Origin of the sequence: Cedecea davisae (assembly GCF_044095835.1) — a bacterium.
Lineage (GTDB): Bacteria > Pseudomonadota > Gammaproteobacteria > Enterobacterales > Enterobacteriaceae > Cedecea > Cedecea davisae.
On record NZ_CP172054.1, the window covers coordinates 3,801,483 to 3,815,291 of the forward strand.

The 13,809-nt window shown below is 56.9% G+C and carries 11 protein-coding genes; 6 read left to right on the plus strand and 5 right to left on the minus strand.

Going from position 1 to position 13,809, the window contains the following annotated elements; all coding sequences use genetic code 11:
- Positions 1–40: 40 nt before the first annotated feature.
- Positions 41–967 carry a kdo(2)-lipid IV(A) palmitoleoyltransferase gene (lpxP, locus tag ACG1VR_RS18205; RefSeq protein ID WP_039899118.1) on the minus strand — a complete coding sequence of 309 codons (927 nt, stop codon included), beginning with the start codon at positions 965–967 and terminating at the stop codon, positions 41–43.
- Positions 968–1,394: 427 nt separating this feature from the next.
- Here lpxP and ampH point away from each other — a divergent pair, with 427 nt between their 5' ends.
- Positions 1,395–2,525, plus strand: a complete 1,131-nt coding sequence (gene ampH / locus ACG1VR_RS18210; RefSeq protein ID WP_172570320.1) for a D-alanyl-D-alanine-carboxypeptidase/endopeptidase AmpH — start codon at positions 1,395–1,397, stop codon at positions 2,523–2,525.
- A gap of 23 nt (positions 2,526–2,548) precedes the next feature.
- Here ampH and ACG1VR_RS18215 read toward each other — a convergent pair whose 3' ends face one another.
- The 4 genes from ACG1VR_RS18215 to pheP form a co-directional block, all read right to left on the minus strand.
- Entirely contained in the window at positions 2,549–3,571 is a 1,023-nt protein-coding gene (locus ACG1VR_RS18215; RefSeq protein ID WP_395489480.1) for a diguanylate cyclase domain-containing protein, read from the minus strand.
- A 131-nt stretch (positions 3,572–3,702) separates the two neighbouring features.
- A complete protein-coding gene (locus ACG1VR_RS18220; protein WP_016535116.1) occupies positions 3,703–4,605 on the minus strand; it encodes an EamA family transporter in 903 nt (300 codons plus the stop codon).
- A gap of 103 nt (positions 4,606–4,708) precedes the next feature.
- Positions 4,709–6,244, minus strand: coding sequence for a methyl-accepting chemotaxis protein (locus ACG1VR_RS18225; RefSeq protein WP_395489481.1), 1,536 nt, complete (start codon positions 6,242–6,244; stop codon positions 4,709–4,711).
- 322 nt (positions 6,245–6,566) lie between these two features.
- Positions 6,567–7,961 (minus strand): phenylalanine transporter, encoded by a 1,395-nt coding sequence (gene pheP, locus ACG1VR_RS18230; protein ID WP_016535114.1) that lies wholly within the window; start codon positions 7,959–7,961, stop codon positions 6,567–6,569.
- A 212-nt stretch (positions 7,962–8,173) separates the two neighbouring features.
- Here pheP and ACG1VR_RS18235 point away from each other — a divergent pair, with 212 nt between their 5' ends.
- From ACG1VR_RS18235 to ACG1VR_RS18255, 5 genes are read left to right on the plus strand one after another with little or no spacing between them, the layout of a single operon-like run.
- Entirely contained in the window at positions 8,174–9,883 is a 1,710-nt protein-coding gene (locus ACG1VR_RS18235; RefSeq protein ID WP_395489482.1) for an ABC transporter substrate-binding protein, read from the plus strand.
- A 52-nt stretch (positions 9,884–9,935) separates the two neighbouring features.
- Entirely contained in the window at positions 9,936–10,895 is a 960-nt protein-coding gene (locus tag ACG1VR_RS18240; RefSeq protein ID WP_395489483.1) for an ABC transporter permease, read from the plus strand.
- Positions 10,895–11,842: an oligopeptide ABC transporter permease gene (gene opp4C / locus ACG1VR_RS18245; RefSeq protein WP_395489484.1), complete on the plus strand. Its 948-nt coding sequence runs from the start codon at positions 10,895–10,897 to the stop codon at positions 11,840–11,842. The genes ACG1VR_RS18240 and opp4C overlap by 1 nt, the downstream gene beginning before the upstream one ends.
- Entirely contained in the window at positions 11,839–12,819 is a 981-nt protein-coding gene (locus tag ACG1VR_RS18250; RefSeq protein WP_227319045.1) for an ABC transporter ATP-binding protein, read from the plus strand. The genes opp4C and ACG1VR_RS18250 overlap by 4 nt, the downstream gene beginning before the upstream one ends.
- On the plus strand, positions 12,816–13,781 hold the full coding sequence (locus ACG1VR_RS18255; RefSeq protein ID WP_395489485.1) for an ABC transporter ATP-binding protein: 966 nt from the start codon (positions 12,816–12,818) through the stop codon (positions 13,779–13,781). Before ACG1VR_RS18250 ends, ACG1VR_RS18255 begins: the two co-directional genes overlap by 4 nt.
- The last annotated feature ends 28 nt before the right edge of the window (positions 13,782–13,809 follow it).

Sequence of the window (13,809 nt, forward strand, 5' to 3'; positions counted from 1 at the left end):
TCAGATAAGAAGAAAAAAGCGTAGCACACCTGCCAGAAGATTAAATCGTGTAGAGACCGGCGTGGCCGAAAGGACGGGTCTTAAAGCGGCGATGCAGCCACAGATACTGCTCCGGGGCGCGCATAATTTCGTGCTCAATTTTGCGGTTCATATAAGCAGCAGCCGCCTGCTCATCTTCCGCCGGGTAGTCACAAAACTCAGGCTCAATCACCAGCTGGTAGCCGGTCCCGCTGGCTTTACGAATCAGCACCGTGGTCAAAATAGCCGGTTTCGCCAGGCGGGCAATGGTGAAAGTCCCGTTGGTGGTGGCGGCCTGCTGAACGGCAAAGAATGGCGCAAAAGAGCTGCCTTTCGGGCCGTAATCCTGGTCTGGAGCAAACCACACCGCTTCGCCGGACTTGAGCGCTTTCACCATGCCTTTGAGATTGCGGCGATCCAGCATGGCTTTATTCGAGCGTGAGCGCCCGCGGGTCTGCACGTACTCCATCGCTTTGTTATTGTGCGGGCGGTACATCGCCATCATCGGGCGGCAAAGCCCCATCACGCGCCCTCCCAGCTCCAGCGACATAAAATGCACGCCGATAACCATCACGCCTTTGCCTTTTTCGCAGGCGGCGGTGATATGTTCGAGACCGCGCACTTCAAACCATTTACGCACTCTGGCGTCTGACCAGAACCAGGCCATGCCGGTTTCAATCAGCCCCATCCCCAGAGAGCCGAAGTTTTTGCGCACGATAATTTCGACCTGCGCTTCGCTGTAATGCGGGAAACAGAGCTTAAGATTCTGGCGCGCGATGGTGACGCGGCGCTTGAGGAAACGCATAGAGAAACGGCCGATTAAATCGCCCATTTTCATCAGTAGCGGATAGGGAAGCTGAACCCACAGCCACAGAATGCCAAGACCAAACCAGGTCAGCCAGTAGCGAGGGTGCAGTAAGCACTTGTAAAATAAAGGTTTGTTTTTCATATTTACTTCTTTATGCGGAGGGATCGTGTATCGCATAAAGAACTCAATCAGTAGCGGTACGCCTGAGGCCATAACTAAGATGCTGCGGACGGAAAATAGTTGCAGCGCAGCAGCAAATAACTCGGCGGATAATACGCACTTTTTGCCACGACAGCGTAGCAAAATTGTCATTTTCAGAGCATTCGTTACCCCTGATGAGTTATACGCCCTTGACTGGTTAATAAAAACACAAAAAGTGTGTCATTAAGCGTCACCTGATAAACTTTTGTGCAGCCTGCTGGTGATGTAACGCACGGTTACGCTTTTCATTAGCGAATCCCCTAATTGACGCTTTGCATAAGCGCGCAGACTAGTATAAATACCTGCTATACCGCTTTATTTTTTGAACTGGATTTCTGCGTTGAAAACTCGTCTCCCTCGTCTTCTTATGCTGGCTGCCGCTCTGCTGCCAACGCTTAGTTTTGCGCAGCCTTCGCCTGCTCCGGAATTTGCCGCCGATGTTGTCGATCGCTATGCCAATCATATCTATTACGGCAGCGGCGCCACCGGCATGGCAATCGTGGTGATTGACGGCAACCAGCGCGTCTTCCGCAGCTTCGGAGACACTCGCCCCGGCAACAACGTGCGCCCGCAGCTTGATTCGGTTATCCGCATCGCCTCGCTGACCAAACTGATGACCAGCGAAATGCTGGTGAAAATGCTCGACCAGGGCAAAGTGCAGCTAAACGATCCGCTAAGCAAATATGCCCCGCCGGGAGCACGCGTACCAACGTTTAACGGCCAGCCTATTACGCTCGTCAACCTGGCAACCCATACCAGCTCGCTGCCGCGCGAACAGCCCGGCGGTGCCGCACACCGCACCGTGTTTACCTGGCCTACCCGCGATCAGCGCTGGAACTGGCTGTCCCAGGCCACGCTTAAAGCCGCGCCCGGCACGGTTGCCGCTTACTCAAACCTGGCGTTCGACCTGTTGGCGGATGCGCTTTCGCGAGCCACGGGCAAACCTTACGCAGACCTGTTTGACGAGCAAATCGCCCGCCCGCTGGGCATGAAAGACACCACCTTTACCCCCTCACCCGATCAGTGCAAGCGCCTGATGATCGCCGAAAAGGGCGCCAGCCCTTGCGATAATACGCTGGCGGCAGTCGGCAGCGGCGGCGTTTACTCTACGCCGGGCGACATGATGCGCTGGATGCAGCAGTTTCTCTCTTCCGACTTCCATCGCCGCAATAATCAGGCGGACAGAATGCAGACCCTGATTTATCAGCGCAGCCAGCTGCATAAAGTGATTGGTATGGACGTGCCGGGCAAAGCCGACGCGCTGGGCATGGGCTGGGTGTGGATGTCGCCTAAAGACGGCAGGCCGGGCATTATTCAGAAAACCGGCGGCGGCGGCGGATTCATTACCTATATGGCGATGGTGCCGCAAAACAACGTTGGCGTCTTTGTGGTGGTTACGCGCTCGCCGCTGACCCGTTTTGTCAATATGAGCGACGGCGTGAATGATTTAGTGACCGAGCTGAGCGGCAATACGCCTCAGGTTACTCCCGCCTCGTAAACTCCCACGCGCGGCGTTGAGGTTTAGCTCACCGCCGCGCCGTTTTTACGGCGTTTCTTGTCGATATACATCAGAGTATCCGCTTCACGCAATGCGCCGTCCGGCGTGATTATCGCCGGGTTAATGGCGATAGCGCCAATACTCGGCCCGGCGTAGTCGATAACGCAAGATTTAAGCTGGTATTCTCCGCTAAGCAATTCGGCCAGCCTCAGACGGAAAGCCGCCGCCGCACGCTGGGCTTCATCGTATTCCGCAGGCCCCGCGCCCGCCACGATAAACTCATCGCCGCCAACGCGCCCCAGCACTTCATCAGCGCGCACGCCCTCTTTCAGCCGGTTGCCGATGGCGCAGAGAAAATCATCCCCGGTTTCATGGCCGTGCATATCGTTGATTTGTTTAAAACCGTCGAGGTCGGCAAAAGCCACCAGCACGTAGCGAGAATCATCTTTAGCGCGGGAAAACAGGCGAGGAAGTTGGTCAAAAACCGCGCGGCGGTTAGGCAGCCCGGTAAGCTCGTCGGTATAGCTGGCGGTGGTCAGAGCGGCATTGGCTAACTGAAGTTTTTTCATCAGTTGCTCATTCTGGATCTGCTGAGCAATAAGCTGGGAAAACAGCTGCAATACCTGCTCGCTGTGATCGGTAAGAATGCGCTTTTCGGAACTTGCCGCACACAGCGTCCCATAGAGAGAGCCATCGGCCAGGGTCACCGGCGTGCTGACATAAGTCACGATGCCTAACGCTTTCGCCGCCTCGGAATCCCCCCAGACGCTGGCTACGTCGCAGGTATAGCGCCGCCCTTCATCCAGCGCGCGTTTGCAAAGCGTGTCTTCCCACGGCACGGCCAGCCCTTCAGGGATGTTCATCGTTTTAGTATTGCGGGAAAAGACGATGTGCTGCTGGCTGCCTTCGGGGTCGATGCGGGTGAGATAGGTGGACTCCATATTGGTCACCAGCTCGAGCATTTCCAGCAGCTGTCTGACCAGGCCTTCCAGTGTGTAGTCGGCTTCTAAAGCGGTTGAAATACGCTCAATTAGATTATCAATCATCACACTGAAATACCTTATATCGGGGGGTGCTTTGCGCAGGAAGCGCACTTTTTACCATACCAGGACGGCAACTTCTGCCCCCCAAAATATGATATTTCTGGACAGAATTAAACCTTGCAAAAGGTGAACAATTAGCTGGAATGCAGCTTTCCGCGTGAATCCAACGAGATAAGAATTACCGAAGAAATAATCAGCAACGATCCCATCCAGTCCGGCAGGGTAAAGCTGATGCCAAGCAGCAGTACAGACAGCAGCGCGCTGCTCAGAGGCTCGGCGCAGCTAAGAATGCTGGCCTTTGGCCCGCCGATCATTTGCGCCCCGGTGAGGTAAAGGCTGAAGGTTATCGCCGTACCGACCACCACCAGGTAGAAGAAGGCCAGCAGCGTACCGCCGGTAGCGGTAAAGCTGCCAATCTGGCTGGCATAAAACGGCAGCAGCATCGCGCCGCCGAGCAGCATGCTCCAGCCCACTACGGGCAACGTGCCGTAACGCGCGATAAGCTTCGAGGGATAAGTAGTATAAAACGCGGCGGCAAATGCCGAGGCAATGCCCCAGAACAAAGCGCTGCCGGAAATGGTCAACGACGCCGGGTTACCGTGCGTTACCAGCATAAAAGTGCCGAGCAGCGAGGTGCCGATAGCGGCAAACACCAGCTTCCCGGAACGTTTTTTACGCACCAGCGCAAACCAGGCCACGATAATCGTCGGCGAAAGGAATTGCAGCACCGTTGCGGTCGCAGCGTTGGACTGCTCGATGGTCAGCAGGAAGGTCAACTGCACAGTCAGCGCACCGCAAAGGGTGAAGATAAGCAGGGAGATGAAGTCTTCGCGCTGCTTAAATACCGCAAAAATTTTGTCACCGTGCATAAACGACAGCATCAGCAGGATCAGCCCGGAGAACAGCAGCCGCAGCATGGTCAGCGACTCAGAGGAGATATGGCTCTGTTCCATAATGTACTGGGCGCACACGCCAGAACTGCCCCACAGCACCGCCGCAAACAATACAAACAGCATCCCTTTCCGACTAACGCTCATTACCCTGCCCTTTTGCCCGCTTCATTTCAGGGCAGCATGATAGCGTAAATGGCAAAGGATTGGATGCCGGACATCACCACCTGCGAGGTCCGGCATAGCAGGATTAACTACCGTAAACGTTGATAGCGCTGGTTAAACGCCGAGTGCGTTGGTTAAGATTTTCCACCACCGCCCCCGCCTGAACCACCATGTCGGCATTGTTCTGGGTCATGGTGCTGATGCGTTCCACCGAGCGATTAATTAGCCCGAGCGCGCTGGTTTGCTCCCGGGTTGCGTCGCCGATTTCCCTTATCAGGCCCGCCATTCGGACGATTTCTTCCGCCATCTCGCTGATGTGCCTTTCGGCATTTTTCACCACGCCCACGCCTGAACTGACGCTAATAGCGTTGCGGTCGATAAGCGTTTTGATCTCTTTTGCCGCAGAGGCTGAATGCTGCGCCAGGTTGCGCACTTCGGCGGCAACCACCGCAAAACCGCGCCCGGATACGCCCGCCCGCGCCGCCTCTACCGCCGCGTTAAGCGCCAGAATATTGGTTTGAAAGGCGATTCTGTCGATAACGCTGATTATCTCGACAATATGCTCGCTGGCCTCGGCCATCGACTCCATCATCGTCAGCGTGTGCTTCATCATTTGCTCGCCTTCCAGCGCGCTCTTGCTGGCCTGGTCAGCCATCTGCGACGTTTGCGCCGCCGAGTCCGCCGTTTGCTCCACCGCGCCGGAGATTTCTTCGATGGCCGCCGCCGTTTGCTGGAGATGGGCATAGGTTTCGTCGGTTCGCTCGCTCATCGCCCGGCTGCTGGTTGCCAGATTCTGGCTTATCTCCCCGATGCCGCCGACCTGAGCGCCAACATCATCGACCAGCGAACGCAGGTTCAGCCCCGACTGATTCACCAGGCGCATCATCAGGCCTATCTCATCCACCCGGTTGAACTGGATAAGCCCGGTTTTTTGCCCCGAAACCACCTTCTGCATCTGCCGGACGATAGTTTTTACCGGCCTGATGACCTGCTGCTGTAAAAAGGCGGCCAACGCGGCAAACAAAACCGCAGCCAACAGCGCCTGCGCAACATGATTCAAATGCATCAGCGGCATCGCAGCGGCAAGCAGCCCCGCCAGCACCAGCGCCCCACCAACTCTTTTAGACAGAGAAAGATGCTGAAACAGCGACAGCACGCTCTTCCAGCCGCGACGGAGGACCAGCCCTTTGTAAAACCGCAGGTGCCCGGCGCGTTTTTCCCTTACCGCCCGATAAAGCGCTTCGCTTGCCGCCACCTCTTCCCGGCCCGGCACCGTGCGCACCGAAATATAGCCGGTAAGCTTATCGTCGTGGTAAACCGGGGTCACGTTGGCGCGAACCCAGTAATGGTCACCATTATGACGGCGATTTTTTACCATTCCCGTCCAGCTGTCTCCCTGCTGGAGCGTAGCCCACATATCGCCAAAGGCTTCCGGCGGCATGTCCGGGTGGCGAATAATATTGTGCGCTTCGCCGATTAACTGCTGTTCGCCAAATCCGCAGGCCTTAATAAATGCGGAATTGGCATAAGTAATATGGCTGTGAATATCGGTCGTCGACATCAAAGCCTCTCCTTCCCTGAGAAGATGCTCCTGCTGCGTAACAGGGTTGTTGAGTCTCATATAAATCCCGAGCTGTAAAATAAAGAAAGAGTGCCAGCCAGCGTGGCAAAAGGTATGCGATGTTGTTATTAGATGGCGCAAGGCCTGCAGTGTGCGGCGATATATTCTGCTCAATCACCGAAATAGGAAAGGACTATTTTATAAACCCATAAATAGCGACAAACTTGTCATTTATTAATCGGTTATTTGTAAATACGCTGTAGTTTATTTTGTTATGACAAAAAGAATATATTTCCTAAAGCCAAATTAAATATGCTTTTAAATTACATTTTAATCACGCCACCGGTATTCAGAAAAATACCGGTGGCGTAATAAGCGGCAGTTAAGCTACCTTGCGGCGCAGCAGCTTAAAGGCAGCAAACAGGAACACAATCCACACCGGCAGCAGCAGCGCAGAAACGCGCATCTCGTCGATGGTGCACATCAGGCCCAGGATCATCATCATAAAGGCGATGCACAGATAGTTACCGAACGGATACAGCAGCGCCTTAAAGCGTGTCTCGCGCCCTTTACGGCGCATCGCGCAGCGGAACTTCAGGTGCGCCAGCGAGATCATTATCCAGTTCAGCAGCAGCGTCGCTACCACCAGCGCCATCAGCACGCTGAAGGCATCGTGCGGCAGCAAATAGTTAAGCAGCACCACCAGAGAGGTTATTCCGCCGGACAGCAGCAGCGAATTCACCGGCACCCCGCCACGGCTAACCTTCGCCAGGAACTGCGGCGCATTGCGCTGGATAGACAGGCCAAACAGCATGCGGCTGTTGGAATAAACCCCGCTGTTATAAACCGACAGCGAAGCCACCAGAATGACGAAGTTAAGCGCCGAGGCCACAACATTGCTGTTCAGCTCGTGGAAGATCATCACAAACGGGCTGCTGTTGGACTTAATTTCCAGCCACGGGTAGAGCGACAGCAGCACCACCAGCGAACCGATATAGAACAGCAGAATGCGATAAACCACCTGGTTAACCGCCTTCGGAATCGTGGTTTGCGGCGAGCTGGCTTCTGCGGCGGTAATGCCGATAAGCTCCAGACCGCCGAAGGAGAACATAATCACCGCCAGCGACAAAATCAGCCCGTGCCAGCCGGTAGCCAGGAACCCACCGTGCTGCCAAAGGTTCTCGATGCTGGCTCGTTCGCCGCCGTGGCCGGATACCAGCAGCCAGATGCCAAAGCCAATCATGCCGACAATCGCCAGCACCTTAATTAAGGCAAACCAGAACTCCATCTCGCCGTACAGGCGAACGTTCACCAGGTTCGCGGCGTTAATCACCACAAAGAACAGCGCAACCCATGTCCAGGTCGGCACGTCCGGGAACCAGTACTGCATATAGATGCCGCCGGCGGTCAGCTCCGCCATACCCACCAGCACAAACATCACCCAGTAGTTCCAGCCGGACAGGAACCCGGCGAACGGGCCCCAGTATTTATAGGCAAAATGGGAAAATGAACCGGATACCGGCTCTTCAACCACCATCTCACCCAGCTGGCGCATAATCAGGAAAGCAATAATTCCCGCGACGCCGTAGCCCAGAAGAACGGCGGGGCCTGCCATTTGAATCGCCGGGCCAATGCCAAGAAACAGCCCGGTGCCGATGGCGCCGCCCAGCGCAATCAGCTGAATATGGCGGTTCTGTAAACCCCGCTTTAATTGCTGGCCATCCTCCGGCCCTGCGTCCTGGCTCTGTGCCTCAGACGCGATTGACGTGTTTTTCACGTCCTACTCCTGTGTCTTTTATCAAAGGGGCACCTTTTAACACTTGAAGCTGGCAGTGGCAAGAAAGGGCATCGCAACTTGCGCCGCGGCGTAAAGCAGGAGACAAGGAACCAAAAGCTATAAGCCATAGCATTTCGTTGTTAGACAGGCAGGATCCCGGCTTTTATCTTTCGTCATGATTTGTAAATTATCCAGCGAAAAATATTGAGGGAATGCCTTTGGCCAGGTTACTAAACGTATTAAAAACAAAACCCACGCGCTTTACCCTTGCTTTACAGGCTGCATTGATAAGCAGCGTGGTGGCTTTCTCCGGCGCGGCATTTGCCGATGAAACCTTAAAAGAAGGTATCACGCCCGCGACCGACGCAAGCCAGGTTCCAAACGCCGCAAAACTGCGTAAAGACACCGTGGTGGCCGGGATTTCCGAGCCGCAGGGCATCTTTAACCCCTACTTCTTTGTTAACGGCTGGGACGAAAACGTCACCAACGTTATTTTCTCGCGCCTGATCGACTGGGACAGCCACGGCAACCTGGTTCCGGGGCTGGCAAAAAGCTGGACGGTCAGCCCGGACGGCAAAGTTTATACCATCAAACTGCGCCCGGACCTGACCTTTAGCGACGGTTCCCCGCTGACCGCAGAAGACGTCGCCTTCACCCTGACCGTGCTGTACGACCCGAAATATGATGGCGATACCGACATTACGCTGGCCAATATTGCGGGTGGCACGGAATACAAAGCCGGTAAAGCCGACAGCGTAAGCGGCCTGAAGGTCATAGACCCGTTAACGCTCGAGGTCACCACAACTCAGCCTGGCGCAACCACGCTCGGCAAGATTGGCGGCCCGGTGCTGTCGAAAGCGTATTACGGCAAAGGCTACCAGCGCGGCAATCTCGATTACCTGCGCACCCTGCACGGCCAACCGCTGGGCAACGGCCCTTACGTGTACGAAAAATACATTCCAGGCCAGGAAATTCGTTTCCACGCCAATACTCATTTCTACCGCGGCACGCCGCCAACCCCGCGCTTTATTTATCGCGTGAGCAACCCGTCTACCAACTTCCAGCTGTTCCAGACCGGCGAAACGGATTACGACGCCTTTACTTCGCGCCCGGACGATATCGAACAGCTGAAACTGCTCGGCTTCGCCAATATCAACCTTTACGGCTCCAGCGACTACAGCAAGGTTGAATTCAACGTGCGCCGCCCGGCCCTTCAGGACGTAAAAGTGCGCCAGGCGCTGATCTACGGCCTGGATCGCCAGAAGCTTATCGACGTGGTGTACCAGGGCTATGGCACGGTTGCCAACGAGCCTATCTCGCCTATCTCCTGGGCCTATAACCCGGAAGGCGTGAATCCGTATAAATACGATCCGGCTCAGGCCAAAAAACTGCTGGATGAAGCAGGCTGGAAGCCAGGCCCGGACGGCATCCGCGTGAAGGACGGCAAGCGTCTTGAGCTGTCGCTGTTGGTCAGCAAAAAAGTGCTGAACGATGCGCTGATCCCTATCGCCAAAGAAAACTGGCAGCAGATTGGCGTGCTGCTCAAGCCGCAGGTGGTGGACTTCAACGCCCTGATGGCGCAGCGCAAAGCGGGCAACTACGACCTGGCTTCGTTCAGCACCAGCACGCTTAACGATCCGCACGACGGCGTGTGGGATTACTACAGCACCGAAGCCAAAGTCTCGGGCTACAACAACCCGCAGGTGGACAAGCTCATCAACGAAGGCAACGCCACCCTTGACGAAGAGAAGCGCAAAGTTATCTATCACCAGCTGTATAAAGTGCTGGCAGAAGATCCGCCGGCGATCCTGCTCGGCAACCGCAAAATTCTCTCCGCCAGCAGCGCCCGCGTGACCGGCTTTAAGCCTGATATTTACAACGGCCTGACCGGCAGCCTGCCGGATGTGAAAATCGTTAAGTAACGTAGTAACCCTTGCCGCCGCCTGTTATCCGGGCGGCGGCAGCGAGAACGTAATGAAAAATTTTATCCTGCGCCGCCTGCTGCAAACCCTGCCGATGCTGTTGCTCGCCTCGTTTCTTATCTTCATGCTATTTGCCAAAACGCCCGGCGATTTTATTGACGGCAATATTACCCTTACCGCCGCGCGCGCCGCCGAGCTGAAGGCGATTTATGGCCTCGACCAGCCGCTGTTTAGCCGCTATCTCAACTGGCTCGGCCAGCTGCTGAAAGGCGACCTGGGCTTTTCGCTGCAATACCAAATTCCGGTGAGCCAGCTGCTGAACCAGTACATCTGGAACTCTTTCCTGCTGGCCTTCATCGCGCTGGTATTTTACTGGGGCATCGGCCTCACCGTCGGGATTATCTCGGCAATGAAGCCCAACTCACTGTTTGACCACCTGGTCAGCGTGGTGGTGTTTGCCGCTATGTCCTTCCCGACCTTTTTCCTCTGCCTGCTGCTGATCAAGTGGTTTGCGGTGGATCTTCACTGGCTGCCGGTTGGCGGCATGACCAATACCGGCAGCGACGACAGCGGCTGGGCCTACGTCTTACAGGTCGCCGCCCACCTGGTGCTTCCGGTGCTGGCGCTGGTGATGCTACAGGCCGGAAGCCTGACGCGCTATTTCCGCGCCAGCATGCTGGACGTAGTGAAAATGGACTTTATTCGCACCGCGCGCGCCAAAGGACTGCGCGAGCGCACCGTTATCCTCAAGCACGCTATGCGTAATGCGCTGCTGCCGATAATCACCCTGCTGGGCTTTGAGCTACCGGGGCTTTTTTCCGGGGCAATCATTACCGAGAAGGTCTTTAACTGGCCGGGCGCAGGCCACATTCATATCGACTCGCTGGCCGCACGCGACTACCCGGTGCTGATGGGCTTCACCCTGTTTCTGGCGGTGCTGACCATTCTCGGCAACCTGATTGCCGACATACTTTATGCGTGGGCCGACCCGCGCATCCGCGTGAGGGCGTAATGTTAAGTTCACTGTTTTCAACCAACCGCAGCCTGCGCAAAGCAGAACTCCCGGCGCTGGCTCAGGTTACGCCGTCGCCGTGGCGCCAGGCCTGGCGGACGTTAAAGCGCAACCGTCTGGCGATGTTTTGCCTTGGCCTGTTGATTGTGATGGCGGTGTGGTGCGCCCTCGGGCCAATCTGGTCGCCGTGGAAGGACGATGCTACCGATGCCCTGATGATCAACAAAGCGCCGGGCGCGGTGCACTGGCTCGGCACCGACTTTCTCGGCCGGGATGTCTACACCCGCCTGCTGCTGGCCGGGCGTATTTCGCTGATCATCGGCCTGCTGACCATGCTGCTGTCCGTCACCCTCGGCTATCTGCTGGGCGCGGTCTCCGGCTATGCCGGCGGCTGGACCGATAAGATAATCATGCGCCTTGCCGACCTGGTCATGACCATCCCCAGCCTGCCGCTGCTGATTGTGGCCGGGGCGATGCTTTCCGAACTCGACTTCTCCCCTGACTCACGCATTTATATGGTGGTTATCATGCTCAGCCTGCTGGAATGGCCGAAGCTGGCTCGCCTGGTGCGCGGGCAGATCCTCTCGCTGCGCGAGCGCGATTTTATGCTGGCAACCCGAGTGCTGGGGCTTTCCGCTCGCCGCCGCCTCTTTGGTCACCTGCTGCCTAATACCATTCCGATTCTGGTGGTGATGGCGACCATGGCGGTGGCTAACGCCATTTTGATGGAGTCGGCGCTAAGTTATCTGGGCCTTGGGGTCGTCCCGCCGACGCCTTCCTGGGGCAACATGATGGACACGGCCAACAGCCTGATCGATTTCCAGCGTCGCCCATGGCTATGGATGCCGCCGGGTATCGCTATTTTTATTACCGTGATTGCGATTAACGTGCTGGGCGACGGCCTGCGCGACGCGCTGGATCCGAAAATGAAGCGAGGTGCGAAATGAGCGAAGCGCTGATCCAGTTTAACCAGCTATCTCTTTCATTTGCCTCCGAACAAGGACGGGTACGCGCGGTACAGGATGTCTCATTTACCGTTCACGCCGGGCAAACCGTCGGCGTGGTGGGCGAGTCCGGCTGCGGCAAAAGCGTGACCGCTATGTCGCTGATGGGGCTGCTCCCGCCCCAGGCGGCGCGCATCGACGGGGGAGAGATCCTGTTTCAGGGGAAAAATCTGCTGGGGCTTAAAGCTTCGCAAATGGCCGACCTGCGCGGCAACGAACTGGCGATGATTTTCCAGGAGCCAATGACCGCCCTGAACCCGGTGCTAACCATCGGCGAACAGCTTTGCGAACCGCTGATCCGCCACCGGGGCGAAACGCCAAAAACGGCCTGGCAGCAGGCCACGCAGATGATTACTGACGTAGGGCTGGCGCGAGCCGAAAGCCTGATGACCAGCTACCCGCACCAGCTTTCCGGCGGCATGCTGCAACGCATAATGATCGCGATGGCGCTCAGCTGTAAGCCAAAGCTGCTGATCGCCGATGAGCCAACGACGGCGCTGGACGTAACGGTTCAGGCGCAGATCCTGCGGCTGCTGCGCGATCGGGCGCGGCAGCACCATATGGCGCTGATGCTGATCACCCACGATCTCGGCGTCATCGCGCAGATGGCGGAGCACGTTGTGGTGATGTACGCCGGGCGCATCGTCGAGCAGGGGCCAACCGCCGAAGTGCTGCGCAACCCGATGCACCCTTATACCAAAGGGCTGATCGCCTCCCGCCCGATCCCCGGCGAGCGTCGCCGCAGGCTTTATTCGATCCCCGGCCAGGTTCCCGATCTGGCAGAGCTTCCGCCTTATTGCGCGTTTACCGATCGCTGCGAGCGTGCCACCGAGCGCTGCCGCCAGGGCGTTCCGGCGCTTATCGGCCAGCACAGGCAGGCCGCCTGTTTTTACAGTGAATTAGCGGAGTCCGCATCTTGAACAGTCAGTATCTTATTGAAGTGGAAGGACTCAAGAAGCACTTTGAGCTACGCGATGGCCTGTTCGGTCAGCAAACCGGCGAACTGCGTGCGGTGGACGGCGTAAGCTTTAACATCCGGCCTGGCACCATCTTTGGCCTGGTTGGCGAGTCCGGCAGCGGAAAAACCACTGTCGGGCGCACCCTGCTCGGCCTGTACGATAAAACCGACGGCAGCGTGAAATATCGCGGCAAAGAGCTGAGTGAACTGAGCGCCAAAGAAGCCCGCGCCCTTCGTCCCAAAATCCAGCTGGTTTTCCAGGATCCGTATAGCTCGCTGAACCCGCGCATCCGCGTAGGGGACGCTATTGGCGAAGCTATGCTGGAGCACAAGCTTTGCGCCCGCGCCGAACTGCGGGACAAGGTTCTGGAAGTGATGAAAATTTGCGGGCTGGCGCCGCAGCACTACAACCGCTTTCCGCATGAGTTTTCCGGCGGCCAGCGCCAGCGGATCGGCATCGCCCGCGCCCTGATACTTAACCCCGATTTTATTATTGCGGATGAGCCTATCTCGGCGCTGGACGTGTCGATTCAGGCGCAAATAATCAACCTGTTCTCCGACCTGCGTGACGAACGCGGCGTCACCTTCCTGTTTATTTCTCATGATCTTGGCGTAGTAGAACACCTGTGCGATGACGTGGCGGTGATGTACCTCGGCCAACTGGTAGAAACCGCCAGCCGCGACGCGCTGTTCAGCCAGCCGCTGCATCCGTACACCCAGGCATTGCTGGCCGCCGTGCCAACCCTCGACCCGGACAGCGAGCCGGTTGAAGCGATAAGCGGCGAAATCCCCGACCCGTCACGCCCGCCTCCGGGCTGCCGTTTCTCCTCCCGCTGCCCGAGGGTGACCGAGCGCTGCCGCCAGGAAGCCCCTGCCCTGCGTGAAGTCGGTGACGCCCACCGCGTGGCCTGCCATTTGGTTTAAGGGAGTTAATGCAGCCTGGGATCCAGGC

Excerpts from the sequence above, each read along its gene's own strand:
- lpxP (WP_039899118.1), bottom strand. The coding sequence starts at position 967 with ATGAAAAACAAACCTTTATTTTACAAGTGCTTACTGCACCCTCGCTAC.
- ampH (WP_172570320.1), top strand. The coding sequence starts at position 1,395 with ATGCTGGCTGCCGCTCTGCTGCCAACGCTTAGTTTTGCGCAGCCTTCG.
- ACG1VR_RS18215 (WP_395489480.1), bottom strand. The coding sequence starts at position 3,571 with ATGATTGATAATCTAATTGAGCGTATTTCAACCGCTTTAGAAGCCGAC.
- ACG1VR_RS18220 (WP_016535116.1), bottom strand. The coding sequence starts at position 4,605 with ATGAGCGTTAGTCGGAAAGGGATGCTGTTTGTATTGTTTGCGGCGGTG.
- ACG1VR_RS18225 (WP_395489481.1), bottom strand. The coding sequence starts at position 6,244 with ATGAGACTCAACAACCCTGTTACGCAGCAGGAGCATCTTCTCAGGGAA.
- ACG1VR_RS18235 (WP_395489482.1), top strand. The coding sequence starts at position 8,174 with ATGCCTTTGGCCAGGTTACTAAACGTATTAAAAACAAAACCCACGCGC.
- ACG1VR_RS18240 (WP_395489483.1), top strand. The coding sequence starts at position 9,936 with ATGAAAAATTTTATCCTGCGCCGCCTGCTGCAAACCCTGCCGATGCTG.
- opp4C (WP_395489484.1), top strand. The coding sequence starts at position 10,895 with ATGTTAAGTTCACTGTTTTCAACCAACCGCAGCCTGCGCAAAGCAGAA.
- ACG1VR_RS18250 (WP_227319045.1), top strand. The coding sequence starts at position 11,839 with ATGAGCGAAGCGCTGATCCAGTTTAACCAGCTATCTCTTTCATTTGCC.